We start from the raw sequence: 14,704 nt of genomic DNA on the forward strand, positions 1-14,704 counted from the left end.
GGGCGCACCACCCCGGGGGCGGGGCCCGCCCACCCCCCCCCCCCCCCCGGCCCAACCGCGGGGCCCCCCGGCAGCCCCCCCCGCGCGGGGCCCCGACCGTCTTGGGGGAGCCGAGGCGAGCCGAGGGGAGTCGAGGCGAGGGGCGTCAGCCGCGGGCGGCCCGCAGGAACTCCCGGTTCATCGCCGCGATGCTGGGCAGCGGGATGCCCTTGGGGCAGGCGGTGGCGCACTCGCCGGTGTTGGTGCAGCCGCCGAAGCCCTCGGCGTCCATCGCCGTGACCATGTTGCGCACCCGGGCGGAGCGCTCCGGCCCGCCCTGCGGCAGCACGTTGAGGTGCACCACCTTGGCGGAGGTGAACAGCATCGCCGAGCCGTTCGGGCAGGCCGCCACGCAGGCGCCGCAGCCGATGCACTCGGCGTGCTCGAAGGCGGTGTCGGCGGCCTCCTTGGGGACGGGCGTGGCGTGCGCGTCGGGGGCGCTGCCGGTGGGGGCGGTGATGTAGCCGCCGGAGCCGATGATCCGGTCGAAGGCGGAGCGGTCCACCACGAGGTCCTTGACCACCGGGAAGGCCGAGGCCCGCCACGGTTCGACGTCGATGGTGTCGCCGTCCCGGAAGTGCCGCATGTGCAACTGGCAGGTGGTGGTGCGCTCGGGGCCGTGCGCCTGGCCGTTGATGACCATGCCGCAGGCCCCGCAGATGCCCTCGCGGCAGTCGTGGTCGAAGGCGACCGGCTGGTCGCCGCGGGTGATGAGTTCCTCGTTGAGGGTGTCGAGCATCTCCAGGAAGGACATGTCCGGGCTGATGCCGCTGACCTGGTAGGTGGTCATCGAGCCGGGTGCGTCCGGGCCCGCCTGGCGCCAGATGCGCAGGGTGAGGTTCATGCGTAACTCCGCTGGGTGGGGTGGACGTGTTCGAAGTCGAGGTGCTCGCGGTGGAGGACGGGGGCCTCGCCGGTGGCGGTGAACTCCCAGGCGGCGGCGTAGGTGAAGTCCTCGTCGCGGCGGGCGGCCTCGCCGTCGGGGGTCTGGCTCTCGGTGCGGAAGTGGCCGCCGCAGGACTCGGCGCGGTGCAGCGCGTCCAGGCACATGAGTTCGGCGAGTTCGAAGTAGTCGACCAGCCGGTTGGCCTTCTCCAGGGACTGGTTGAGCTCCTGGCCGGTGCCGGGCACCTTGATCCGGCGCCAGAACTCCTCGCGCAGCTGCGGGATCCGGGCCAGGGCGCGCTTGAGCCCGGCCTCGTCGCGGGCCATCCCGCACTCGTCCCAGAGCAGTTCGCCGAGCTCGCGGTGGAAGGAGTCCGGGGTGCGGTCGCCGTCGACGGAGAGGATCAGGTTGAGCCGGTCCTCGACCTCCGCCTCGACCTCGGTGAGCACCGGGTGGTCGGCGGGGACGGGGGCCACCGGGTTGCGGGCCAGGTAGTCGTTGAGGGTGGGCGGCAGCACGAAGTAGCCGTCGGCCAGGCCCTGCATCAGCGCGCTGGCGCCGAGTCGGTTGGCGCCGTGGTCGGAGAAGTTGGCCTCGCCGATCGCGAACAGGCCCGGGACGCTGGTCTGCAGGTCGTAGTCGACCCAGAGCCCGCCCATCGTGTAGTGGATCGCCGGGTAGATCCGCATCGGCACCCGGTACGGGTCCTCGGCGGTGATCCGCTCGTACATGTCGAAGAGGTTGCCGTACTTGGCCTCGACGGCCTCCCGGCCCATCCGGCGGATCGCGTCGGCGAAGTCCAGGTACACGCCCTGGCCGCCGGGGCCGACGCCGCGGCCCTCGTCGCAGACGTTCTTGGCGGCCCGGGAGGCGATGTCGCGGGGCACCAGGTTGCCGAAGGAGGGGTAGATCCGCTCCAGGTAGTAGTCCCGCTCCTCCTCCGGGATCTGCCCGGGCGGACGGGTGTCCCCGGCGGCCTTGGGCACCCAGATCCGGCCGTCGTTGCGCAGCGACTCGCTCATCAGGGTGAGCTTGGACTGGTGGTCGCCGGAGCGCGGGATGCAGGTGGGGTGGATCTGGGTGAAGCACGGGTTGGCGAAGTAGGCGCCGCGCCGGTGGGCCCGCCAGATGGCGGTGGTGTTGGAGTTCTTGGCGTTGGTGGAGAGGTAGAAGACGTTGCCGTAGCCGCCGGTGGCGAGGACGACCGCGTCCGCGGTGTAGGAGCGGATCTCCCCGGTGACCAGGTCCCGGGCGACGATGCCGCGGGCCCGGCCGTCGACCACCAGCAGGTCCAGCATCTCGGTGCGCGGGTGGAGTTCCACGTTCCCGGCGGCGATCTGCCGGGAGAGCGCCTGGTAGGCGCCGAGCAGCAGTTGCTGGCCGGTCTGGCCGCGGGCGTAGAAGGTGCGGGAGACCTGCACGCCGCCGAAGGAGCGGGTGTCCAGCAGGCCGCCGTACTCGCGGGCGAAGGGCACGCCCTGGGCCACGCACTGGTCGATGATCTCCACGGACACCTGGGCGAGCCGGTGCACGTTGGACTCGCGGGCGCGGAAGTCGCCGCCCTTGACGGTGTCGTAGAACAGCCGGCGGACGGAGTCGCCGTCGTTGCGGTAGTTCTTGGCCGCGTTGATGCCGCCCTGGGCGGCGATCGAGTGGGCGCGGCGCGGGGAGTCCTGGAAGCAGAACTGGACGACGTGGTAGCCCTGTTCGGCGAGGGTGGCGCCGGCCGCGCCGCCGGCCAGGCCGGTGCCGACCACGATCACGGTGTGCTTGCGCCGGTTCGCCGGGTTGACCAGCTTGGCGTCGAACCGCCGCTGGTCCCAGCGCTGTTCGATCGGTCCGGCGGGGGCCTTGGTGTCGGCGACCGGCGCGCCGATCGCGTAGTCCAGGTAGCTGTTCACGTCGGCGCTGCTCACTTCACCACTCCGAACATCACGGCGAGGGGGACGGACAGGAAGCCCGCGGTCAGCACCAGCGCGAGGCCGTCGGCCGTCAGCTTGAGCGCCTTGTCGCGGCGGGCGTTGTTGGCGCCGAGGGTCTGCGCGGCGCTCCAGAAGCCGTGGCGGATGTGGAAGCCCAGGGCCACCACCGCGAGGATGTAGAACACGTCGCTGTACCAGCGGCCGAAGGTGCCCACGACGTTCTGGTAGACGTGGCCGTGCTCGGCGACCGGGTTCACGGTGAGGGTGGTGAGGTCCAGGATGTGCCACACGATGAACAGCCCGAGGATCACCCCGCCCCAGCGCATGGTGCGGGTCGCGTAGCTGGCCCGGCGGCGCCGGTGCACGTACTTGCTCGGGCGGGCGGCGAGGTCCCGGCGGCTGAGCTGGTACGCGGAGACGCCGTGCAGGACGACGGCGGCGACCAGGCCGGCCCGGGCGATCCACAGGAACCACTCGTGGCCGAGGAAGGGCTGGCCGATGGTGCGCAGCCAGGCCGCGTAGCCGTTGATGTCGTCGGGGCCGAAGAAGACCTTGAGGTTGCCCAGCATGTGCGCGACCAGGTACAGCAGCATCGCCAGTCCGGTGACGGCCATGACCGCCTTCTTGCCGACGGTCGACCGCCACAGGGTCACCAGGGTGGACGGATGCCGGGCCGTCCGAGTCGCGGTTGTCATGGCAGCAACGGTAGGGACGGCGGCCAGGGTGCGTCCAAGACATGCTGCGGCTGGTGACGATAGCCAGGGCCTATCGTCGCGGCTTAACCTGGTGGTGTGCAGCTCCAGCAACTCCGCTACTTCCTGGCCGTCGCCGAGACCCGGCACTTCACCCGGGCCGCCGAGGCCGAGCACGTCGCCCAGCCCTCGCTCTCCCAGCAGATCCGTTCGCTGGAACGGGAGTTGGGGGCCGAACTGTTCCACCGCACCCGGGGCAACATCGCCCTCACCGACGCCGGGGACGCCCTGCTGCCGCTCGCGCGCCGGATCCTCGCGGACACCGAGAGCGCGCGGCTGGCCGTCCAGGAGACGGTGCAGCTGCGCCGCGGCCGGGTCCGGCTGGGCGCGCCGCCGAGCCTGTGCACCAGCCTGGTGCCGGACGTGCTGCGGGTGTTCCGGGACCGCTACCCGGGCGTCGCGCTCGGGGTGCGCGAGGGCGGCTCGCGCGACCTGGTGCGCTGGCTGGCGGCGGGGGAGCTGGACCTCGCGCTGATCATCACCCCGACCAGCGGGGAGGCGGCGCCCGCCCTGGCCGTCACCGAGCTGCTGCACGAGGCGCTGGTGCTGGTCTCGGCCGAGCCGCCGGGCGGCGGGCGGCGCCCCCGGCGCACCGTGCGGGTGGCCGAGCTGGACGGGCGGCCGCTGGTGATGTTCCGGGAGGGCTACGACGTGCGGGAGGCGGCCCTGGCGGCCTGCCGGGCGGCGGGCTTCGAGCCGGAGTTCGCGGTCGAGGGCGGCGAGATGGACGCGGTGCTGGGCTTCGTCCGGGCCGGGCTGGGGCCCGCCGTGGTGCCCGGGATGGTGGCGGCCCGCTCGGGGCTGGCCGTCACACCCTTCGCGGGGCCGGGGCTGGGCCGCACCATCGCCGTCGCGCACGGCCACGAGGTGCCGCTCACCCGGGCCGCCGAGGCCCTGCGCGCCACCCTGCTGGAGCACCTGCGCGAGGCCGCCCGGGCGGGCGAACTCCCGCCCGGAACAAGGCTGTTGCTGTAAAGGGAAAGGGCCGCCCGGAGGCGGCCCTTGTCCTGGACGGGCGGCGTCAGGCCGGCAGCACGGCCTCGATCGCGGCGATCAGCTCGGCCGACTCCGGCTCGGTCCGCGGCCGGATCCGGGCGGCCACGGTGCCGTCCGGCGAGATCAGGAACTTCTCGAAGTTCCAGCTGACGTCACCGGCCGCGCCCTCGGCGTCGGCGACCTGGGTCAGCTGCTGGTAGAGCGGGTGCCGGTCGTCGCCGTTGACGTCGATCTTCTCGAACAGCGGGAAGGTCACGCCGTAGGTGGTGGAGCAGAAGCTCTGGATGGACTCGGCGCTGCCCGGCTCCTGCCCGGCGAACTGGTTGCACGGGAAGCCCAGCACGGTGAACCCGCGCTCGGCGTACCGCTTCTGGAGGTTCTCCAGGCCGGTGTACTGCGGGGTCAGCCCGCACTTGGACGCGACGTTGACGATCAGCAGCGCCTTGCCCTTGAAGTCGCCCAGCGAGGCGGGCTCGCCGGACAGGGTGTGCAGCGGGATGTCGTACAGGCTCACGGTGGTGGTCCTTTCGGCAGATCGGCAGCGGGGGTCTCGCCCGGGCACACGCTAGCGGCCCCGGACAGCTCAACCGCGCCGGCCCCGCCGGTGTTCCGCCTGGCAGGGGCGTACGGAGCGGCTCGTACGCCCCCGCCGGGCGGTGTTCTCAGAGCGCCAGCGGCTTGATCGCGGTCGGCGCGTGCTCGGGGAGCGTGGCCAGCTCCTCGAACTCGTTGACCTTGTCGATGTCGGCGGCGGACATCGAGATGTTGGTGACCCGCTCCAGGATCGCCTCGACCACGACCGGGACGCGGAACTCGGCGGCCAGCTTCTTGGCCTCCTCGAAGGCCGGCAGCAGGCCCTCCGGCTCGGTGACCCGGATCGCCTTGCAGCCCAGGCCCTCGGCGACCTTGACGTGGTCGACGCCGTAGACGCCCAGCTCCGGCGCGTTGATGTTCTCGAACTCCAGCTTGACCTGGAAGTCGATGTCGAAGCCCCGCTGCGCCTGGCGGATCAGGCCGAGGTAGGAGTTGTTCACCAGGACGTGGACGTACGGGATCCGGTGCTGGGCGCCGACCGCCAGCTCCTCGACCATGAACTGGAAGTCGTAGTCGCCGGAGAGCGCGACGATCTGGCCCTCGGGGTCGGCGGTGGCGACGCCCAGCGCGGCCGGGATGGTCCAGCCCAGCGGCCCGGCCTGGCCGCAGTTGATCCAGTGCCGCGGCTTGTAGACGTGCAGCATCTGCGCGCCGGCGATCTGGGACAGGCCGATGGTGGTGACGTAGCGGGTCTCCGGTCCGAAGGCCCGGTTCATCTCCTCGTAGACGCGCTGCGGCTTGAGCGGCACGTTGTCGAAGTGGGTGCGGCGCTGGAGCTGGGCCTTGCGCTCCTGGGTGGAGGCGGCCCAGGTGCTGCGGTCCTTGAGGGTGCCGGCGGCCTTGAGCTCCTTGGCGACCTGGACGAACAGCTCCAGCGCGGCCTTGGCGTCGGAGGCGATGCCGAGGGTGGGGGCGAAGATCTTGCCGATCTGGGTGGGCTCGACGTCGACGTGGACGAACTTGCGGCCCGCGGTGTAGACGTCCAGGCCGCCGGTGTGGCGGTTGGCCCAGCGGTTGCCGATGCCGAGGACGAAGTCGGAGGCGAGGAAGTTCTCGTTGCCGTAGCGGTGCGAGGTCTGCAGGCCGACCATGCCGGCGTTCAGCTCGTGGTCGTCCGGGACGATGCCCCAGCCCATCAGGGTCGGGACGACCGGGACGCCGGTCAGCTCGGCGAACTCCAGCAGCAGGTCGGCCGCGTCGGCGTTGATGACGCCGCCGCCGGCCACGATCAGCGGGCGCTCGGACTCCTGGAGCAGCGCGATGGCCTTCTCGATCTGGATCCGGTTGGCGGCCGGCTTGTAGACCGGCAGCGGCTGGTAGGCCTCCGGGTCGAAGTCGATCTCGGTCAGCTGGACGTCGATCGGCAGGTCGATCAGGACCGGGCCGGGGCGGCCGGAGCGCATCAGGTGGAAGGCCTGCTGGAACACGCCGGGGACCTGCGCGGCCTCCAGGACGGTGGTGGCGGCCTTGGTGACCGGCTTGGCGATCGAGGCGATGTCGACGGCCTGGAAGTCCTCCTTGTGGAGGCGGGCGACCGGGGCCTGGCCGGTGATGCACAGGATCGGGATGGAGTCGGCGATCGCCGAGTACAGGCCGGTGATCATGTCGGTGCCGGCCGGGCCCGAGGTGCCGATGCACACGCCGATGTTGCCGGCCTTGGCACGGGTGTAGCCCTCGGCCATGTGCGAGGCGCCCTCGACGTGCCGGGCCAGGGTGTGCCTGATCCCGCCGGAGGCCTTGAGGGCGGCGTAGAAGGGGTTGATGGCGGCACCCGGGACACCGAAGGCGACGTCGACGCCTTCGAGCTTGAGGATCTCCACGGCCGCGCGGGCGGCTGTCATACGAGGCATCGGGTCTCTCCTGCGTCGGCCCGCAGTGGCTCGGAGGGCTCATCTCCTGAATTCCACCATACGGAAGAACGGTTTCTGTATGTGGAAACACGGTAGGGTCGGGCCCGGCGGGGCGTCAAGGGGACTTCAACAGAATGTGGAAGTCGACACGGGGGAGTCGTTCGGACGAGTGCACAGCTCTCGCGCTGGTGTGCCCGGGGAAGCGGAGGCTCCGCGCCGGATCGCGCAGCCGGCGTGCAGTGCCGGTGAAGGAACGGCGCCGGCCCGGCGGGCGCGAGGCCGGCCCTACCCGAGCCGGCGCAGGAGTTCCGACAGGGCCAGCCGGGACGGGACGCCGAGCTTGCGGTAGATCCGGGACAGGTGGGTCTCCACCGTGCGGGGGCTGAGGAAGAACCGCTCGGCGATCTCCCGGGTGCGCAGCCCGGAGGCGGCCAGTTCGGCGATCTCCCGCTCGCGGTCGCTGAGCACGCCGAGCGGGTGGGCGGTACGGGCGTCCGCGGCCAGCTCGGCACGGACCAGGGCCACCCGTTCCCCGACCAGCCGCGCGCCACGGGCACGGGCGACCGCCTCGGCGGCGTCGAGGCGGACCAGCGCCTCCGCCGGGCCGTGCGCCTGGTGGAAGGAGCGGGCGCCGGTCGCCAGGGTCCAGGCGTACTGCACGGGCAGGCCGGCGGTCCGGAACGCCTCCGCGGCCCGGCCGAAGAGCGCGGCGGCGGCGTCGTGCTCCCCGTCCGCCTGGTGGAGCCGGGCCCGCGCGTACCGGGCGTGGGCCTCCTGGACGGGCAGGCCGAGCCGCCCGGCCTCCGCCTCGGCGGTCCGGACCAGGCGCCCGGCCTCCGCGCGGTCCCCGCACTCCAGCGCGGCGGTGGACAGCTGGGCGAGCAGGAACGGCCGGGAGAACGGCCGGACCTGCGGCAGCCGTCCGCCGTCGCCGCCGTCCAGCACGGTCCGCCGGCACCCGGCCGGATCCCCGGCGAGCAGCCGGGCGTGGGCCAGCAGGCCGATCGCCGAGGCGGCCCACCAGCTGTGGCCGGGCGGGGCGGAGCCGGCCGCCTCCTCGGCCAGGGCGACGGCGTCGTCGGCGTACCCGCGGCCGCGGGCCCAGACCAGGGCCGTGGCGCGGATCGCCCGGGCCAGCGCGACGGCGGGCCGCACCCCGAGGGCGTGGGCGAGGTCCTCGGCGTCCCGGGCGTGCTGCTGGGAGGCGTCCAACCGGCCGGTCCACTGCTCGGCCATGGCGAGTCCGAGGAGCCGGTGCAGCAGGACCGGCCGGCGGGGGCCCCTGCGGTCGGCCGTCAGCCCCCGGCTGAGGTGGCGGGCCGCGTCGGTGAACCGTTCCAGGTACAGCTCGGCGCTGCCGAGCAGGGCGAGGGTCTCCGGTGTCCGGCCGGCCAGTGGGTCCGGGAGGGCGTCGACCAGCCGGGCGCAGTGGGCGACCCCGGCGACGGCCTCCCCCAGGTCGCCGGTGTGGGTGACGCAGAGCGCGTCGAGGACCCGGAGCACGGTGCGGTCCGCCTCGTGGGTGCCGTCGGGTTCGGCCCGGGTCCGGGTGGCCTGCCGCAGCAGCGCCCGTGCCTGGTCGTGGGTGCCGCGCAGGACGTTGACCAGCCCGTACTCGATGACCAGCTCGGCGGCTTCGGCCGGCAGCGGGGCGGGCAGCGGCCGGGGGAGGGCGCCGAGCGCGGCCTCGGCGATCGCCGACGCCTCGGCGTACCGGCCGAGTTGGCGTTCGGCGCCGGCGCAGACGGCGTGCGCCCGGAGCAGCTGTCGCGGGTCGAGCGTCCCGGCCCGGCGGCCCAGCAGCTCGTGCGCCCGGGTGCGGGCCTCCTCCAGCTGGCCGGAGGCGATCAGCGCGCGGCAGCAGGCGAGTTCCAGCTCGGCCCGGACGGCCGGGTCCGCCCCGGCGTCGGGCAGCGCCTCCAGCGCGAGCCGGAGCCAGTGCGCGGCGGTGGCCGGCTCCTCGGCGGCGAGTTCCGCGGCGCCGTCCGCCAGGGTGCGCGCGGCGAGAGCGGCGTCGCTGCCCAGCAGGTGCTCGGCGTGCCTGGCCCGGTCGCGGGCCCGGCCGCCCCGGCCGGTGCTGAGCTCCAGGGCGCGCCGGTGGGCGCGCAGCCGGAACGACGCCCCGGCCCGCTCGTGGGCGACATGGCCGACGACGGGGTGGCGGAAGGCCAGCCGGCCCCGCCAGTCGGCGGGGCGCACCAGGTCCGCGTCCTCCAGTTCGGCGAGCGCGTCCAGGGTCTGCTCCGTTCCGAGCCGGGAGAGCCGGGCGACGTCCTCCGGCCGGAACGGGCTGCCGGCCACGGCCGCGGCCGAGGCCGTGAGCACGGCCCCGGGCGACAGCGCGTCGAACTCGGCGATCAGCGGTGCCGCGGCCCGGAGCAGTCCGGCGGTGTCGGTGCCGGCCCGGTCGGGCCAGTGGTCGGGGTGCCAGTCCGCGGCGAGGAGCAACTGCAGGTGGCCGGGGTTGCCCTCGGCCGCCGCGCACAACCCGGCCGCGTGGTGCGGGAGTCGGAGCCGCTCGCGTGCTCCGGGACCGGCCGTGGCGGGCCGGTCGGCGAGCAGCGCGGCCACCGCCTCGGGGGTGAGCGGGCCGGGTTCGATCCGGGTGACCGCTCCCGTCCGGGTCCCGGCCTCCAGCGCCTCCCGGAGCTCGGGCGGGCTCTGCCCGGGGCGGTGGGCGAGGGCCAGCAGGAACGGGGCGGGCGCCGCGGACCGCACCAGCCGGACCAGCGCCGCGGCCGAGGCTGGATCGCACCGGTGGACGTCGTCCAGGACCACGACGTACCCCGCCGCCCAGTCCGCGAGCCGGTTGCCGACGTCCTCGAACGGGCGGTCGCTCCCGCTGTCGGCCGGCCGGGCGGTCCAGGCGTCCCGGAAGAGCCGCAGCGGAGCCGTCTCCCCGCGCAGGGCGTGGGCCCGGACCACCGGGAGGCCGCGCCGCGAGGCCAGCTCCACCAGCGCCCCGGCCAGGCGGGACTTGCCGCTGCCCGGCTCCCCGGAGATCTCCACCACCCGTCCCTGGCCGTGCAGCAGTTCCTCCAATGCCCCGGCGAGCAGGGCGAGTTCGGCCTCCCGCCCGACCAGGCGCGCCCCGGCGCCCGGTACCGGCCCCGCCTCCGGGTGCGCCGCCCGCCGCCCGCCCGGGCCGCCGGCCCGCGAACCGTCCCGCTCCGAAGCGCCCGGCCCACTCACGTTCTGACCCACCATGCCCACTTCGACGTCGATGCCACCGGGAGGCCGCAGCCCGGCCCGGCGACCGCCGGACGCGACCGGGCCGGCGCGGCCGGGGACAGCACGCGAGCGCCCCGACACCGGCGGCGCGGGAGATACGTACAGAGATTACGTGCTTCCCCTGACGATTCCGGATCCGCGTTCGAGCAGGCTGTGCCCCGCTGCTACCACCCGTGGAGAGGGAGGGACCCATGGGCACGCCCCTGGACCGGACACGGCCGTCCGTTGCGGAAGAGCCCCTGAACGACCGGGAACGGGAGGTCGCCCGGCTGCGGGGCGTCCTCACCACCCGGACCCACGCCGGACCCTGGCTGCTGGAGATCGCCGGGGAGCCGGGCATCGGCAAGACCCGGCTGCTGACCGAATGGCGCGCCCTGGCCGAGCGGGCCGGACTGACCGTGCTGGCGGGCCGGGTGCCGGCAGCCGATCGGGAGCGGCCGTACGGGCTCTTCCGCGCACCGGTCGCCCGCGCCCTGGAACTGCCCGGCGTCGCCGCCGCCCTCGACCCGGCGGACCTGGCCCTGCTGACCGGCCTCGCGGCCGATGAACCCGACGGTGAACGGCCGGAGTCGACGGCGGATCCGGGACGACCGCAGCTGCGCCGGTGCATCGCCGACCTGCTGTGGACGGCGGCCGACGCCGGCCGGCGGCTCACCCTCTGTCTGGACGACCTGCACTGGGCCGACGACGCCTCCGTCCACCTCCTCGCCCACCTGCTGCACCGCCCCCGCCCGCGGGTGCCGTTGATCCTGGTCTGCTCGCTGCGCCCCCGCCAACGCCCCGCCGCGCTGACCGCGGGCCTCGCCGAGCCCGACGACGCCTACCGGGTGGAGCGGCTGCGGCCGGGCCCGCTGCCGCACACCCCGGCCGCCGGACCGCCCGGTCCCGGCACCGACGCCGAACGGCGGCGCTCCCGCCACGAGGCCGCCGACGGCAACCCGTTCTACCTCCGGGTGCTGGCCCGGTCACCGGGGCCGCTGCGGCCGCCCGGCGGAGTCACCCCGTGGCTGCTGTCCGACGAGGCGGTCGCCGTGGCGGGCGCCGCACTGGCCCGTGAACTCGCCCCGCTGGACGACGTGGAGCGCGCCGTCCTCCGGGCCGCCGCCGTGCTGGGCGAGGACTTCGACCCCGCGCACCTCACCGAGCTGGCCGCACCCGCAGCCACGACCGGCCCGGCCGGCCCCGGCGAACCTCCCCAACCAGCCACCGGTGAAAGGGAGTCAACCGCCCTGGCCCTCGACCGGCTGATCGGCCTGGACCTGGTCCGCGTCGACCACACCGAGGGGCGGCGCTGCCGACTGAGGCACCCGGTGCTGCGCGCCGTCGTCTACCGCGAGGCGCCGCACGGCTGGCGCCGGGCCGCGCACGCCCGCGCCGCCCGCGTCCTGCGGGAGGCGGGCGCCGACCCGGCGCGGTGCGCACCCCACCTCGCCCGCGGCGCCGAACCGGGCGACCTCGCCGCGATCCAGCTGCTCGCGGCGGCGGCGGAGCAGGTGCGGGACACCGAACCGGGCGCCGCCGCGGCCTGGTTGGGCACGGCGCTGGGCCTGGTGCGGGAGGACGGCGCGGGGCTTCGGCCGCGGCTGACGGCAGCCCTGGCCCGCGCCCTCGGAGCCGCCGGGCGGCTGCGTGAGTGCCGGGACCTGCTGCGACGGATCGCCCGGCCGCCCGGCGCGCCGCGCACCCGGGCGGACACCGAGCTGGTGCTCTTCCACGCCATGATCGAGCGCCATCTCGGCGAGTACGGCCGGGCGGAGGCCCTCCTGACTGCCGAACTCGCCCTGACGGCGGGGCCCGAGGTCGGTACGGCCGGAGCCGGAGCCGGAGCCGGGGCCGGGGCCGGGGCCGGGGCCGTCGAGACGACCAGGGCCGACACCACGAGCGCGGCCCGGGCCGGCACCGCCTCTGCCACCGGGCCGGCCGGCCCGCTGCGGTTGGAGCTGTGCACGGTCGCGCTGCTGCGCAACGCCCACCACCGCGCCCGGCCCCTGGCCGAGGAGCTGCTCCGGCACGCGGTGGACGTCCGGGACCGCCGGCTCCGGACGGCCGCCACCGTCCGCCTCGCCCACTGCGGCGCCCTGGCCGGGGACGTCCCCGCGCTGCTGCGCCGCGCGGGGGAGGCCGGCGCCCTGGTGGACTCGACGGGCGACGCCGAACTGGTCCCGCTCCTGGACACCCTCGCCCAACTCGGCTGGTCCGAGGCGCTCGCCGAGCGGCACCAGGACGCGCTCCGGCACACGGCGCGCGGGATCCGGCTCGCCCGGACGGCTGGGCAGCTGGTCGTGCTGCCGCACCTGCGGTTGGCGCACGCCTACGCCGCCGTCGGCGTCGGACGGCTGACCGATGCCCTGCGGTCGGCCGGGGACGCCGAGCGGGACGCCCGGCGGATGGACCGGCCGGCCCTGCTCGGCTTCGCGCTCGCCCTCCAGGCCTGGGCCACCATCCTGCGGGACGGTCCGGACGCCGCCGCGCCGACGGCGGAGCGGGCCGTGCGGGAACTCGGCGGCGCGGGCGGCCGGTTCTGGACGGCCACCGCCGGGATCCTCGCCGAGGTCCGGCTGGAGCAGGGACGGCCCGGGGAGGGCCTGGAGCTGATCCGGTCGGCGGTGGGACACGCGCGGCACCACGGCGGGGCCCGGCCGGCCAGCTCGATCTGGTACGCCCACGCGGCCCGGGCCGCCGCGGCCCTGGGCGACCGCGACCAGGCCGGCGGGTGGGCGGACCGGGCGTCCTGCGACGTGCTGCTGCCGGGCCTGCCGGGCCAGCGCGGGTACGCCGCGCTGGCCCGGTCCTACGCCGTGCCGGATCCGGTCGGCGCGCTGGGGGAGGCGGTCGCGGCGTTCCGGGCCGGCGGGCTGGTCCCGATGGAGTGCCGGGCCCGGCTGCTGCTCGCCGCGGAACTCACCACCCGTGGACCGCGCGAGCAGGCGGCCGGGCTGGAGCAGGCGAACCGGGCCAAGGCGCTCGCCGAGGGCTCGGGGGCGCGCCGCCTCCACCGGGAGGCGGTGGACCTCCAGCGGCGGCTGGGCGCGCGCCGGCCGCGTCCGGCCCGGGCTGCGGGGACGGCGCCGGCGGCGCTGTCGGAGCGGGAGCGGGAGATCGCCCGGATGGTGGCCCTCGGCCTGTCCAACAACGACATCGGCCGCGCCCTGGCGGTGTCGCCGAAGACGGTCGAGGCCCACCTCACCCGGATCTTCCGCCGGGCCGGAGTGCGGTCCAGGATCGCCTTGGCCGCCGCGCTCTCCCCCGCGGGCGCGCCGGGGAACCAACCCGCGGGCTCCCGCTGAGCGCGCGGGTCGGCCGGTCGTAGGGGTTTCCCCAATGCTGTGGTGGCCGCCGGCGCGAAGACTGGACGCCGGTCGCCGGAACGGGCGCGCCGAGCCGCCTCCCGCGCGGCTCGGCACACCCCGGACGCCGATCACCCGTCCCGTCCCCGGAGTTCCCACCATCCCCTTCCCGGAGCAGAAGTGAAGCTCAGAAACATGGCCATGGCCGCCGCACTCGGCGCCACCGTCCTCACCACGGTGCCGGCGGTCGTCACCCCGTTCACGGCGTACGCCTCCTGTGCCGACGACCACACCTCCACGTGCGACGACGACCCCACGCCCGAACCGGGCGACCCGGACCCGGGCTTCCCCGGCGACCCGGGCGGCGGCTACGGCGGTGGCGGTGGTGGTGGCGGCGAGGAGACCGTCATCGTCCCCGGCACCAACGTCAGCGAGCCGCCGGTCGTCGTGACCGGTCCGACCACCCTGCCCAGGGTCGAGGTCGACGGCAGGGCCACCCGGCCGCCCACCCCGGCCGACCCGAACATCCCCCCGATGAGCTGGGGCGGCGGCGGGAGCGGCGGCGACAGCGGGAACAACGCCCGGGTCTGGTCGTCGGGCAAGACCTGGGAGCAGCGCCAGAACTGCTACCGCAACGGCAGCAAGATCCCGGAGAAGCACGCCGAGACCATCGGCTACACCATCAACTTCGAGACCAGCGCGAACCTCACGGCGAAGGCCGGCGACGTGCTCACGGCCGCCCTCGGGACCAAGCTCAACACGAACCTCACCCGCAGCCAGTCCATCGACATCACGCTCAACCCGGGTGACACCTGGGCGCTCTACGTCGAGTACCAGACCGTCACCTACCAGATCACCACCTGGAACGGCCGCGCGTACGACGTCGAGTACGTGAACGTCACGGCCCCGACCGGCATCGCGACCGGACGCTCCTGCTGAGGCCGGTCCCGTCCTGATGTCCTTCCACTCCTCCGGTCCGGCGGTACGGCGGGTCGTCCCCGTCGTGCCGCCGCTGGACGCCGAGGTGGTGCCCCCCGCGGGCCCCCCCCCCCCCCGGGGCCCCCCCGCGGGGGCGCGCCCCGGCCGCGCCCCGCGCCCCCGCGCGCCCCCCCCGTGGAACCCCGCCCCCGCCGGGGGGGATAAACAA

At 75.2% G+C, this 14,704-nt stretch carries 9 protein-coding genes; 3 read left to right on the forward strand and 6 right to left on the reverse strand.

Annotated elements, in window-relative coordinates; genetic code table 11:
- Positions 1–145: 145 nt before the first annotated feature.
- From ACFWXO_RS39905 to ACFWXO_RS39915, 3 genes are read right to left on the reverse strand one after another with little or no spacing between them, the layout of a single operon-like run.
- Positions 146–883: a succinate dehydrogenase/fumarate reductase iron-sulfur subunit gene (locus tag ACFWXO_RS39905; protein ID WP_380408316.1), complete on the reverse strand. Its 738-nt coding sequence runs from the start codon at positions 881–883 to the stop codon at positions 146–148.
- Positions 880–2,826: a fumarate reductase/succinate dehydrogenase flavoprotein subunit gene (locus tag ACFWXO_RS39910; RefSeq protein WP_380530830.1), complete on the reverse strand. Its 1,947-nt coding sequence runs from the start codon at positions 2,824–2,826 to the stop codon at positions 880–882. The genes ACFWXO_RS39905 and ACFWXO_RS39910 overlap by 4 nt, the downstream gene beginning before the upstream one ends.
- Before the next feature lie 11 nt (positions 2,827–2,837).
- Positions 2,838–3,542 carry a succinate dehydrogenase cytochrome b subunit gene (locus ACFWXO_RS39915; protein WP_380530811.1) on the reverse strand — a complete coding sequence of 235 codons (705 nt, stop codon included), beginning with the start codon at positions 3,540–3,542 and terminating at the stop codon, positions 2,838–2,840.
- Positions 3,543–3,638: 96 nt separating this feature from the next.
- On the opposite strand from ACFWXO_RS39915, the gene ACFWXO_RS39920 reads away from it, so the two are divergent.
- Entirely contained in the window at positions 3,639–4,574 is a 936-nt protein-coding gene (locus tag ACFWXO_RS39920) for a LysR family transcriptional regulator (protein ID WP_380530814.1), read from the forward strand.
- A 46-nt stretch (positions 4,575–4,620) separates the two neighbouring features.
- On the opposite strand, the gene ACFWXO_RS39925 is transcribed toward ACFWXO_RS39920, so the two are convergent.
- The 3 genes from ACFWXO_RS39925 to ACFWXO_RS39935 form a co-directional block, all read right to left on the reverse strand.
- Positions 4,621–5,109: a glutathione peroxidase gene (locus tag ACFWXO_RS39925; protein ID WP_380530817.1), complete on the reverse strand. Its 489-nt coding sequence runs from the start codon at positions 5,107–5,109 to the stop codon at positions 4,621–4,623.
- Between the two features lie 148 nt (positions 5,110–5,257).
- The gene (gcl, locus tag ACFWXO_RS39930) at positions 5,258–7,039 is read right to left on the reverse strand and encodes a glyoxylate carboligase (protein ID WP_380530820.1); all 1,782 of its coding nucleotides are present in this window, start codon (positions 7,037–7,039) and stop codon (positions 5,258–5,260) included.
- A gap of 285 nt (positions 7,040–7,324) precedes the next feature.
- Complete coding sequence (locus tag ACFWXO_RS39935) at positions 7,325–10,231, reverse strand: LuxR C-terminal-related transcriptional regulator (protein ID WP_380530823.1); 2,907 nt, start codon at positions 10,229–10,231, stop codon at positions 7,325–7,327.
- A 230-nt stretch (positions 10,232–10,461) separates the two neighbouring features.
- On the opposite strand from ACFWXO_RS39935, the gene ACFWXO_RS39940 reads away from it, so the two are divergent.
- Entirely contained in the window at positions 10,462–13,557 is a 3,096-nt protein-coding gene (locus ACFWXO_RS39940; protein ID WP_380530825.1) for an AAA family ATPase, read from the forward strand.
- Between the two features lie 180 nt (positions 13,558–13,737).
- Positions 13,738–14,496, forward strand: coding sequence for a DUF6426 family protein (locus ACFWXO_RS39945; RefSeq protein WP_380530828.1), 759 nt, complete (start codon positions 13,738–13,740; stop codon positions 14,494–14,496).
- Positions 14,497–14,704: the final 208 nt, after the last annotated feature.

This window comes from Kitasatospora sp. NPDC059088 (genome assembly GCF_042738155.1).
GTDB lineage: Bacteria > Actinomycetota > Actinomycetes > Streptomycetales > Streptomycetaceae > Kitasatospora.